The sequence below is a fragment of the Natronomonas sp. genome, assembly GCF_046710025.1.
Taxonomy (GTDB): domain Archaea; phylum Halobacteriota; class Halobacteria; order Halobacteriales; family Haloarculaceae; genus Natronomonas.
The window spans coordinates 1-10,647 of the sequence record NZ_JBKEGK010000078.1; the positions used below are offsets into that span (position 1 = coordinate 1).

Consider the following 10,647-nt stretch of genomic DNA (forward strand, 5'->3'; position numbering starts at 1 on the left):
ATAAAGCCTGGGGAAAGCGTCGGCCCAGTCGGCGAAGACAGGGCGCGCTGAACGGCCGACAAAGGCGGCAACGAGTGCGGCGGCGAGTTGGTAGGTGTCAGCCGACCCGAGCGAAGTCGCGTCGGCGAGCGAGCGGTAGTCGTCCTCGAAGAACCCGAGGAAGTGTTCGGGCCCGCCAAGACCAATCTCGACGAGGGCTTCAGCGACGAGAAAGTCGACGAACCCATCTGGGGAGCCCTCAAGACGGGGCTTGACGAGAACGATTGGTGGGTCTGTCTGCCTGGTCCACGCGACGCCGCCGTCGCCGGGCGCACCGACGGTGAAATCGTCGCCCGCGAGGCGGTGGAGGGTCTCGGGGGCGTCGTCGGGGATCCACGACTCATCGTAGTCGGCGGGGTCGACGGAGTCGGCGACGGCGAGGAGGCTCTCCGCCACGGCCGAGGGGAGCGTCTCGAAGTCTCGCTCGACATCGAGGACAAGCGTCTCAGGGGCGTGCTCATCACGGAGTTCGTCGAGTTCTCCGGAGAGCGACCGTTGTTCGAACATCAGGCGACGACGAGGCCGGTGAGCAATGCAAGCCCGACGACGACCGCGACGCCGATGGTACCGAGGACGATTTTTGTGGCCTGGTTCATACTAACAGTTTGATGGGGGATGATTTAACTTCTTCAATTTATTTCTGTTCTCAGCTGCTGAGTTCTGTTGTAGTTCTCGAAGGTGGGGCGGCAACCGGCCGAGAGGTGTAGAACGAGGGCGAACCGAGACTCAGTTGTCGAAACGGGCCTGCACGAACGGCTGTGCGTCCTCGACTTGGCCCACGCGGGAGTCGGAGAGCAGGACGGCCTCCGTCTCATCAAGAGGGACCGAGAGGTTGATTTCTTTTGTTCGGCCGTACCGGCCCTTCGAAACGACGACGGCGTTGACGATGCCGAGCATGTCCAGTTCGCTGATCAGGTCGGTGACGCGACGCTGGGTGAGGACGTCGGCGTCGATCTCCTCACAGAGGCGCTTGTAGATGTTGAACACCTCGCCGGTGTTGATGTTGTGGACGCCGTTTTTTTCTAAGAGAATGGTCGCGTAGAGGACGAGTTTCGACTGCGTCGGAAGCGTTCGGACGACCTCGACGACCCGGTCGAGTTCGATCTTCTCCTGTGCCTTTCGGACGTGAGTCTCCTCGACTGTCTCGGTCCGGTCGCGCTCGGCGAGTTCGCCCGCTGTCCGGAGAAGGTCGAGGGCCCGGCGGGCGTCGCCGTGTTCTTGGGCGGCGAAGGCGGCACACAGAGGGATAACGTCCTCCGAGAGGATGTTCGGTTTAAATGCCGTCTCAGCTCGATGCTGGAGGATGTCTCGAAGTTGGGTCGCATCGTATGGCGGGAAGACGATCTCCTCCTCGCCAAGGCTGGATTTGACCCGGGGATCGAGGAAGTCGGTGAACTTGAGATCGTTGGAGATACCCATGATCGACACTCGAGAATTAACGAGTTCTGAGTTCATTCGCGACAGATTATACAGCGTATCGTCACCGGACTTCTCGACGAGTTTGTCGATCTCGTCGAGCATGATTACGACGACGCGTTCATGGTAGTCGACAGCGTCGAAGAACGTCGAGTAGACCCGGTCGGTGGGCCATCCGGTCATTGGGACGGGGGCGAACTCCTCGAGATCGTCCTCAAGAGTGGTGACCTCGTTTTCGACGGCCGCGACGCTGCCGAACTCGGTACCGTCGAGTTCTCTCGGGTCCTCGGCCGCCGCGTCGCGGAGTTCGCCGAGCTCTTCGAGTCGGTCCTCGATGTATGTCTCGTTCTGCTCGATAAATTTGTTCGCGAGTTGGGCAAGGACACGGTACTGGGTGTCGGTCACCTCGCAGTTGATGTACTGGACCTCACAGGGGACCTCGTACTTTTGTGAGGTCGTCTCGAGTTCCTCGCTGACGAACTTCGCGCTGGCTGTCTTGCCGGTCCCCGTCTTACCGTAGATCAGGATATTCGAGGGAGTGTCACCACGAAGTGCGGTAACGAGGATCGTCGCCATGTTGTTGATCTGCTCCTCGCGGTGAGGGAGTTTGTGGGGCGTGTACGACGGGCGGAGGACCTCCTTGTTCTCGAAGATCGGTTCGCCCTCAAGAAGGTCGTCGAAGAGGCCCCGGGACGCCTCGTCAGGTTCACCGGTATCGTCGTCTTCTGCGTCGAGTTCGAGATCGTCGAGGTCAACGTCGCCTGAGAATCCGTCGATCCGGTCGGTCGTCACGGTGGCGTCAGCCTTGTCTATCTTGTCCGTGCCGTCGGCCCCGTCCGTCGATGCATCTGCCTCTCCAGACCCCTTCGTTTCAACTGGAGAATCAGACGACTGCGACGGGACATCCGAGTGCTCGAGGTCGGGATTCGGAGGCTGTCCAGAGGGGGCTGCGCTTGAGTCAGAATCTCGTTCTGCGTTGGGATCGGTAGTCGGGGTAGCGTTCGGCTCCGAATCAGCGTCCGATTCCGGGCCGGTAGTCGGGGGAGATACAGATTTGTCCGTCCGATCGTCCCGATCGCTGGTCATTCCCTCGGGTGTGTCGTCGCCGGTATCGTCTTCCATTGTTGTTCTACTACCCCTTTGTTTCATGTGGAGTACCACCCACGCGACGGTGGAAAGTGGGGGGTACAGAGCCTGAGAGCCAAATATACATATATATACGGCGATCTATTGTCCAGTTGATGCAGTCGAATCGATGGTCGAACAGCGCATTAAATTTTTTCATACCTCGGCCTCAGCGATTGGGCTACACGTAGCGTGGTGTGTTGGTGCATCTATATCAATTTATCCGGTGTTACGCGTGTTGGTATGGAGTTTAGGTAGCAACAGGGTCTCAAGTGGCTCTGAATACCGAGGGGTCCTCGGTGGTTTTGAAAACTGAGGAGTCTCCGGTGGCGAGTAAGTACATGCCATACACAGGGCCCCACAGAGGGAGGTCGACTGAACGCAAGATGTCGAAAGTCGAGTCGGGGAAAGTTAGATGCAAACGGGTTGGATAGACGATCTCCAGTTGTTGCACTCGAAACGGAGGGCAACACCCCCCAACCCCTTTGTTTCGGGTGGAGAGAGAAAATAGAGGGGAGGGGGTCGGGAGACCAGAAGGCGATACGAGACAAAAACGCTTATGTAGTAATCAGTACAATCAAAACCGTAATGGAAGATGTCATCTATAGGTTTACTAGTTTATTTATAATAGTAGCTAGCGGAAGCTAGAATACAGCGTACTTCTAGTAATAAATAACATATGTAGATTGCTTTTGCTAAGTGGTTAGATAAGCTGGTTCCCAGTCCCCGAGGCCGTCCACCATCCCGCCCTTCCACGACTGGTTCCACCCGAAACAAAGGGGATGGGGGGAACACGGCTATGCCACATACCATGTTTATATACCCACGTACCATTCTTTCGTCGTTTCAGGTGCTACTCACTCCTAGTTTCAGGTGCTGCTCACTCTTCGTTTCACGTGCTATCCTGTCGTCGTTCTTGAATTAACTCTCCGTCGGCGAACGGGAGCCAAGTATCCGGATGAGCAGAAGACGCTGTCCCGGACCACCATGCCGCATCTGACGAGCGTCTGACGCACAATTAAGTGAATGCGGTATGGTACTATGTGCAGAGCGACTCCGATTTCGAGTCGAAATCGGGGCCGTGGGAGGATGATATGGGACTGCTAACAAGCCTCAAATCGAGTATTTCTCGCGCCACGTCGAGTCTCTTTGCGGGCAGCGAGCCGAAGCGAATCGGCATCTATGGGCCGCCAAACGCCGGGAAAACGACTCTGGCGAACCGGATCGCCCGTGACTGGACTGGCGACGCCGTCGGCCCGGAGAGCCACGTTCCTCACGAGACCCGCCGTGCCCGCCGCAAGGAGAACGTCGAAATCAAACGCAATGGTAAATCCGTCACCATCGACGTCGTCGACACCCCCGGTGTCACGACCAAGGTCGATTACAACGAGTTTCTCGAACACGACATTGATAAGGACGATGCCGTCCGTCGCTCTCGAGAAGCCACCGAAGGGGTTGCCGAGGCAATGCACTGGCTTCGCGAGGATGTCGACGGCGTGATTTACGTCCTCGACGCAGTCGAAGACCCGTTCACACAGGTCAACACAATGCTCATCGGGATTATCGAGAGCCAGAACCTCCCGGTGCTCATCTTCGCGAATAAGATCGATCTCGAGGATGCAAACGTCCAGCGGATCGCGAACGCGTTCCCCCAACATGAGACGGTGCCGCTGTCCGCCCTTGAGGGTGACAACATGGACGAAGTGTACGACAAGATCGCGGAGTACTTCGGGTGATACGATGCCCGAAATAACCGCAAACGACGACGGCGACGATCCAACCAATCCGGGAGACGGATCCGGTGGCGCTCCGGGAGACGGATCCAGTGGCGCTCCGGAAGATGGGTCCGGCGGTGAGCCGAGCATCGACGGTATACAAATCGACATGATAAGCGCCGAACGCATCGAAGGGATGCGGACCATGGAGAAGATCCGCCTCATCCTCGATGGTGTCCGCGACGGCAACATCGTAATCCTTGAAAAGGGTCTCGACCCCGACGAAGAGTCCAAGTTGATCGAGGTGACGATGTCGGAAATCAACCCCGACGGGTTCACGGGCATCGAGGTCGAAAGCTACCCCGGCGCGGGGAGCAACGACAGCGGACTGCTCGGACGCCTCATTGGCCGTGACGATCCCAACAAACTGACCGTCATCGGTCCAGCGAATCGGATCGAGACGCTCCACAAAGACGAAAAACTCATCAGTACACTGATAACCCGGACCTGATAATCCGGCAGGCTTGAGGCTTCGGCCACTACCTCCCACAACACGCACCCACCACACCACCACCTCCCACAACACGCACCCACCACACCACCACCTCCCACAACACGTACTTACAATCCTCATAACTATGCCACACCAGTGCACCGGTTGCGGCCACACTTTTGAAGACGGCTCCAAGGAGATGCTGTCGGGCTGTCCGGACTGCGGCGGCAACAAGTTCCAGTTCAGACCTGCGGGAACGACCGCCGATCCCGCCCTTGACGACGCGTCGGGCGACGGGGAAGCCGCCACCGGATCGTCGGGCCCCCCCGCCCAGGCATCCGAACCATCGACGGGGGAATCGCCGGAGCAGGACCGCCCGAAATCGGACACGTCGTCAGTCGCCGAGACCGTCGGACGGGCGACGACACAACTCCGCGATCTCGTCTCCTCGGGTCCCGAAACGCCCGCTACCTCCGACGACACACAGTCACCGGATCCCCCTGATCGCTCTGATCGTCCCGCTCGCTCCGATTCCCCTAACTCTTCGCCAGTCGACCACTCTGACTCCCCTTCCGATGCCTCCGGCCCACCTTCGGCTGCTTCTTCAGACTCCTCTCCCCCCAACTCTTCGGCTGCTTCTCCGGACTCTTCTTCACCTGACCCGGAGGCCGAGTGGCCCGACGACTGGGACAATGGAACATCTGACTCAACGGGCGACGCCCGTTCGAGTCGAAACAAAGGGGTCACAACCGACACCGATCCTGAAACCCACACGCATAGCAAGGACCCCGATTCGGCGGCGGACGGCGAGATCATCGACGCCGACGCCCGTCGTGACAATGTCCGGCCCCCCGACAGCGGTGAGGACCTCGCACAGTCGAGTGCCCGTTCGGATGTCGTCTCACCGTCGGAACTTGATGACAAATCGACGGACACCCCAACTAGCGTCCCCGAAGCCCCCTCTTCCGCTTCCGACGACGCCACGCAGCCCACCGACCCCGAGTCACCCCTGACGGAGGGGTCCGAACGCCCCGCCAACGGCGAGGTGGTTAGCGAACCAACGGACGAGGAGCCGGATCTGGCCGACCTCCGCGAACAACTGAACGATCAGTTCGAATCGATCAAAATCCTCGAACCCGGCCAGTACGAACTCAACCTGATGGAGTTGTACGACCGTGAGGAGTACATCATCGCGCTTCAGGAGAACGGCCGGTACGTCATCCAGGTCCCCGAGCAGTGGATCGGCGAGGATCCCGACGACAGATAACTGCGGCCGTCCCCCGGAGGTGTGCCCTTCAAACGTGTACATATTCTTCCACAAAAATTTCGGATACGTATATGACCCAACAGAGTGTCACGATCTGTGTGCGCATCGACTCCATTTTAATCAACAACCGAGTTGTACTCTAATCGACAACTCTTCGGTCCGATTACTCGCCGACCCGATTACTCGCCGACCCGACTACTCCTCCAACCGCTCCAGCACCGCGTCAGCGTCGTATGACAGCGACAGCGCGCGCGACCGCCCCCGGCCGTCGACCTCGGTGTACTCCGTCTCGATGAGTCCCAGCTGTTCGAGTTTATTCACGATCTCGGAGTACCTGGTGTACCCGAGGCCCGTGACGTCGCTGAACGCCTCGTAAACGTCCCCCGCTTGTTCCCCATCGTGATCCGCGAGCACCCGAACCAGTGCCGATTCAGATTCCGAGAGCCCGCGGAGGTGTCTTGAGAGGTGGACGTACTTTGCCGTCTCGTAGGCCGAATCGACATCCTCCACGTCGACCGCCGTTGACCCCCGCATCTCGGCGTTCAATCCGGCCCGCCGGAGGAGGTCGATCCCGACCCGTAGGTCCCCGCCGCTGTCGGCGGTGTAGCCCGCGACTCGATCGAGAACCCGTGTGTCGACGGCTCCATCCCGAAACCCGCGGTCGACCCGCTCCGCAAGTATCTCGACGATCTCTCGTTCCCCGTAGGCTGAGAAGTACACCTCCTCGGGCCGAAACACGGACTGCACCCGGGTATCGAGTTCCTCGATGACATCCAAATCGAGGTCCGAGGAGACAACGATGACGCCGATCTTCGCCCCCGAATGGGCCTCGTGGGCCCGAAGCAGCGAGTAGAGGGTATCCGAGGCCTCGCCATCATAAAAGAGGTAGTTCACGTCGTCCAGCGCGACGACCAACACCTCGTCCTCTTCGACCAGCCGGTCGGTGATTTGCCCGAAAAGTTTCTTAAATGAGATGCCCGAAGCCGGCGGCTCGTACTCGAAGAGCCCCTCGAACAGCCGCGAAAAGACCGCATACCGAGTCGAGTCGACCTGACAGTTCACGCGAACGACTTTGATACCCCCGGCGTTTCCCAACTCGCCGAACAGCTTCTGGACCGCCGTCGTCTTCCCGGTCCCCGGCGGTCCCCTGGCCATCACGTTGAGGGGCCGCGACCCCCGAACCGCCGGCCGGAGCGCGTACTTCAGCGTCTCCATTTGCTCGTCGCGGTGGAGGAACGCCTCCGGCACGTAATCAAGTTCAAGGACGTGCTCGTCGCGGAACACCGATTCGTCCCACGAGAGCATATCATCGTCCGCCATTTCACTTTCACCACGCTGCCCGCCGTGTTAAGCCTTCGGGCGAGGTTGCTCCGCTGATCCGCAAACGCTATCGACCCACTGACACCGCCGACCAGCGATCAAGCGCTGCTCCCCTCGAACTTCTCCAGAAGCGACGAGTAGAATCCCCCCTCGCTCCCCGAATCATCGTTCCCTCCACGATCCACGCTATCGCCATCTCCACCGCCTACATCACCTCCTGTCCCGTCTTCCTCTTCGGCTAACTTCTCGACGATAAGTTCCGGCGTCGACCGCGCAAGGTGACCCTTGACGGGCGACCGGTCGACCCGCAACTCCCCATCGATCAGCCCGACGGCCTCGATCCCGTCGACACTCACGTCCGCCTCCGCGTCGGTCGCATCGAGAATCTCCCCTGCTAAGTGTGAAACGAACACCGCTGTCGAATCGCTTTCGGCCAGCGCCTCTAAGATTCCGGCGATGATGACCGCGCTCGCGCCCGGCTCGGTGATCGACTCCAATTCGTCGACCAACACCAGCCGTCGCTCGGCACCCCCGACCAGCGATCCGAACTCCCGTAGCGTCGACTCGAAGGCCCCCGCATCAAGTGTTCCCTGGGTCTTTGCCTGGTAGTGAAGCGCCTCGAAGCGCTGCGTCCGCACGGCGTCAGCAGGTGTCGGAAGCCCCATCTGAGCCACGATAGCGATCGTCCCGACCAGATCGAGCGTTGACGTCTTCCCCCCACTGTTGACGCCGGACAGGAGCGAAACGCCCTCAATCCCGTAGTCGACCGGCTCGATGTCCTCGAAGCCGACGTCGAGAACCGGTGACCGCCCCCCTTCGATCTCGATTCCGTCCCCCTCGAACGCCGGGAACGTGCAGTCAAACTCTCGGGCGAACCGCGAGACGGCGAGTTCGACATCGAGCTCCAAAGCGGCGTCGACGAGTGCCTCGGCCGGCCCACGTACCCCCCCCAATTCCTCGGCCACGTCACGTTTTAGACGCGTTGCCCGTCGGTCCCGCTCGGCGCTCAACTCCTCCCGGAGCCGGTCGATCACCCGCCCGTCGTGCTCGACCGGAAACGTCGGCTCCTCTGGAAACGCCCCTCGGACCAGCGATTCGTAATCGTCGATCCCGACTGCATCAACGAGCCGTTCGCGAGCTGCCTCGATCGCCTCGGCGAACTCCTCGGAGAGTTCGCGTTCTAAAAGCGAGTCGACCCCGGCACCGCGTTCGACGAGCGAGAGTAAGTCCGCCCCCTCGATCGTCACGTCCCGCTCCTCAATCGCCGCCCGGAGGCGGTCGTTGGCAACCCCCTCAGCCATCGAGACGGCGGCATCCAGATCGTCGATGGCGGTCTGAAGCGCGCTCAATCGCTCGTCGTCGGCGACCCCGCCGCCCTCGGTCAGCCGCTCAAGCGCCCTCTCAAGCGTCCCGATGTCGATCGACACGTCTGTATCGCCTCCGAGCAGGCCGTCGTCCATCGCTGCTCCGCCGTCATCCGTCGACACCGCCCGATGAACCGCCGTCGCCGCGAGCAGCCGGTGCTTATTCTGGGCAAAAAACGAAAGTGTTCGCTCGGGCACGACGGCTGCCGGCTCCGAGAGCGCGTCCGGCTCTACGCGTACATCGGCGTCCGCTTCAAGTTCGATCCCAGCAAAGGCCTCGTCCAACACCACGACCGTCGAATACCCGCGGGCGAGGTCCGAGATGCCCCGGGCGTCGTCGACCAACTCGACGCTCAGCTCCGGAATCGCGTCGGTCGCCTCGGCGTACGTCTCGGCGTCGCTCGTCGCCAGACATCGGTCTCTCACCCGGACCGTCTCCGCCGATTCGAGCGGCTCGACATCCGAGAGCGCCTCCAGAAGCGCTGGTGTCGGCTCCCGGTCGACGGCCTCCCTCGCGAACGACCGAACCTCCTCGATCCGGGAGGCCGATGCGCTCGGGTACAGCGTTTTGAGTCGCTTTCGCCCGTACGCCGTGACCGCCCGCTCCTGTAACAGCCCGAGGACCGATTCGTACAACTCCTCGGCGCGATCAGTTGCGAGAAACTCTCCCGAATCGCCGTGACGTCGGCGGATCGCCGCTCGGGCGATTCTGGCGGCCCGCCCCTCGGAGATCCCCGGCGCCCGGGCAATCCGCGAGACGTCGCCCTCTGACACCGCCTCGGCCGGATCGTCGAGTTTGGACAGCCGCTCGGCCGTCTTCGCGCCAACCCCCGGGATCGACTCCAACTCCTCAAACTCCATCTACCGCCCCCTGTGTCTCCCTGTGGCAAAACCCCATCGCTCGCCTTCCCACCCGATCCGACCCCTTGGCCGTCCAGTCACATCTCACACAGACACGGGTCTTACGTCTTAGTGTCATCTCACATGGATATAATCTCAGCGCCCCGGCGATTACATGAAGTCCGCAATTCCACTCTGTTTGTTCGTGTCGTCCTCAAACACCGACTCGACGGCGCGATCTAAGATCCGGAGCCGTTGCTTTGTGTACTCCCGACAGCCGTACTCCTCGGCGACCTGGATCGCGGTGTCGATATACTTCTTCACCGAGCCCTCGTGGACCGTGAGATTCACCCGACCGCCACACTCCCGGCAATCCCCAGTCAGCGGCACCCGGCGGAACTTTTCGCCGCAGTCGAGACACCGTGTCTCCTGTCTCGAGAACGCCCGGAGGTTGCCGATTATGTCGGGCAGGAAGTGGTACTCGATGACCCGCTCGGCCACGTCGGTCTCGTCGACCGACCGTAGCTTTCGGGAAAGCTCCAGCTGGGCGTTCATTTTTTCCATCATGTCGCCCAGCGTCTTGTACGCCGATAGGTCCGGCCCCGCCGCGATGTCAACGGTGTCGTGGGTGTGTTCGAACCCGCGGTACTGTTCGTCGGTTCCCAGTGTGTCCTCGCCAATTCGGATCAGATCCTCGACTTCGCCGGGGTCGGCCATGTCGCGAGTTGCCTCATAGAACTCGCGGGGGTACTCCGAAACAATGTCCATGTTGTGAGCCTCGTCGTCGATCTCCGCCGGGTCGATCCGGGAGGACATGACCAGGGGTGCGTCCATGCGGCCACCTCTTTGATCTGGTAAGAACGTTCTAGAGAAATTTATAATTCCGTCCATAAGAAGCATGATACAGTCCTCATCTCCGTCACATTGGCCCGTATATACCCCACTAACCGAGAGTGTGTTCGTATCTTCAACTGTAAGACAATATGTATTTTCTATAGTATACTTTTTATACTTAACTGAACTGACAGCGTCGAACCCGTTCCCGCCGTCCGTCTGAGCTGGCTTCGG

7 protein-coding genes and 1 pseudogene are annotated in these 10,647 nt (G+C 60.3%); 3 read left to right on the forward strand and 5 right to left on the reverse strand.

Annotation, left to right across the window (positions count from 1 at the left end; genetic code table 11):
* Positions 1–546: hypothetical protein (locus ACI944_RS07135; RefSeq protein WP_411718364.1), on the reverse strand; the 546-nt coding region annotated here is incomplete at its 3' end.
* A gap of 219 nt (positions 547–765) precedes the next feature.
* The gene (locus ACI944_RS07140; protein ID WP_411718365.1) at positions 766–2,577 is read right to left on the reverse strand and encodes an AAA family ATPase; all 1,812 of its coding nucleotides are present in this window, start codon (positions 2,575–2,577) and stop codon (positions 766–768) included.
* 1,097 nt (positions 2,578–3,674) lie between these two features.
* On the opposite strand from ACI944_RS07140, the gene ACI944_RS07145 reads away from it, so the two are divergent.
* The 3 genes from ACI944_RS07145 (at position 3,675) to ACI944_RS07155 (ending at position 6,055) form a co-directional block, all read left to right on the forward strand.
* Complete coding sequence (locus ACI944_RS07145; protein ID WP_411718366.1) at positions 3,675–4,316, forward strand: Era-like GTP-binding protein; 642 nt, start codon at positions 3,675–3,677, stop codon at positions 4,314–4,316.
* Between the two features lie 4 nt (positions 4,317–4,320).
* The gene (locus ACI944_RS07150; protein WP_411718367.1) at positions 4,321–4,806 is read left to right on the forward strand and encodes a DUF2073 domain-containing protein; all 486 of its coding nucleotides are present in this window, start codon (positions 4,321–4,323) and stop codon (positions 4,804–4,806) included.
* 127 nt (positions 4,807–4,933) lie between these two features.
* Positions 4,934–6,055, forward strand: coding sequence for a Zn-ribbon domain-containing protein (locus ACI944_RS07155; protein WP_411718368.1), 1,122 nt, complete (start codon positions 4,934–4,936; stop codon positions 6,053–6,055).
* 195 nt (positions 6,056–6,250) lie between these two features.
* Here the strand turns inward: ACI944_RS07155 and ACI944_RS07160 are convergent, their stop codons facing one another.
* From ACI944_RS07160 to ACI944_RS07170, 3 genes and pseudogenes are all read right to left on the reverse strand, one after another.
* Positions 6,251–7,375 (reverse strand): ORC1-type DNA replication protein, encoded by a 1,125-nt coding sequence (locus ACI944_RS07160; protein ID WP_411718369.1) that lies wholly within the window; start codon positions 7,373–7,375, stop codon positions 6,251–6,253.
* Between the two features lie 98 nt (positions 7,376–7,473).
* Positions 7,474–9,600 (reverse strand): helix-hairpin-helix domain-containing protein, encoded by a 2,127-nt coding sequence (locus ACI944_RS07165; protein WP_411718370.1) that lies wholly within the window; start codon positions 9,598–9,600, stop codon positions 7,474–7,476.
* A gap of 150 nt (positions 9,601–9,750) precedes the next feature.
* Positions 9,751–10,647, reverse strand: a pseudogene (locus ACI944_RS07170) (DNA polymerase II large subunit); the annotation flags it as partial.

Excerpts from the sequence above, each read along its gene's own strand:
- ACI944_RS07145 (WP_411718366.1), top strand. The coding sequence starts at position 3,675 with ATGGGACTGCTAACAAGCCTCAAATCGAGTATTTCTCGCGCCACGTCG.
- ACI944_RS07150 (WP_411718367.1), top strand. The coding sequence starts at position 4,321 with ATGCCCGAAATAACCGCAAACGACGACGGCGACGATCCAACCAATCCG.
- ACI944_RS07165 (WP_411718370.1), bottom strand. The coding sequence starts at position 9,600 with ATGGAGTTTGAGGAGTTGGAGTCGATCCCGGGGGTTGGCGCGAAGACG.
- ACI944_RS07160 (WP_411718369.1), bottom strand. The coding sequence starts at position 7,375 with ATGGCGGACGATGATATGCTCTCGTGGGACGAATCGGTGTTCCGCGAC.
- ACI944_RS07155 (WP_411718368.1), top strand. The coding sequence starts at position 4,934 with ATGCCACACCAGTGCACCGGTTGCGGCCACACTTTTGAAGACGGCTCC.
- ACI944_RS07140 (WP_411718365.1), bottom strand. The coding sequence starts at position 2,577 with ATGGAAGACGATACCGGCGACGACACACCCGAGGGAATGACCAGCGAT.